Origin of the sequence: Streptomyces sp. SID13726, from assembly GCF_010548375.1 — a bacterium.
In the GTDB taxonomy this organism is placed as follows: Bacteria; Actinomycetota; Actinomycetes; order Streptomycetales; family Streptomycetaceae; genus Streptomyces.
The window spans coordinates 1-564 of record NZ_JAAGLY010000207.1 but is presented as its reverse complement, the minus strand read 5'-3'; the positions used below and the strand labels follow the sequence as shown (position 1 = coordinate 564).

Annotated in this window: 1 protein-coding gene and 1 pseudogene; one reads left to right on the top strand and one right to left on the bottom strand. The window is 72.9% G+C overall.

What is annotated here, in order from left to right; all coding sequences use genetic code 11:
- Positions 1-171: 171 nt before the first annotated feature.
- Entirely contained in the window at positions 172-321 is a 150-nt protein-coding gene (locus G3I78_RS47205) for a hypothetical protein (protein WP_164436785.1), read from the top strand.
- Positions 322-337: 16 nt separating this feature from the next.
- Here the strand turns inward: G3I78_RS47205 and G3I78_RS47200 are convergent.
- Positions 338-564: pseudogene (locus tag G3I78_RS47200) on the bottom strand (polyphosphate kinase 2 family protein); the annotation flags it as partial.

Sequence of the window (564 nt, the reverse complement as noted above, 5' to 3'; positions counted from 1 at the left end):
GACGGCTGCTGGGCTCGCTGACGCCCGTGCACAGGGCGGGACGGTCGTCGGAGCGACGCACCCCGAGCACGGGATGGTGGGCGCGACGGTCCTGGCCCAGGACGGGGACCGGGCCGAGACAGATCGCACGTCGGTGCACCCGGGCTGGCGATGTCGGGGGTCGCGTCGGCGGTGAAGGCAGCCTCGGTCCTCGCGCTGGCACGACGCGGCGTGCGCGAGTTCGCGACCGGTGGAGCGCAGGTCAACACCGCGAGCCTGCGGATGAACGCGCGGGTCGGCTATGTCGTGACCGAGCGGTGGCTCTCCCTCAGCAGGGCTTGAACCGCGGCGTCCGAGCTCAGGTCGCCGCGAGTCGCTTCTTCTCGACCTCGATGTCGAAGTCGGCCGGGGGCCAGCCGAGGTCGAGGCGGCGCAGCGCGTCGAGCAGGAGCTCGCTCACCGCGAGGCGTGCGAACCACTTGCGGTCGGCCGGGACGACGTGCCAGGGCGCGGTCTCGCTGCTCGTCCGGTCGAGGACGGCCTGGTAGGCCTCCTGGTACGCGGGCCACTTCTGGCGCGAGTCGA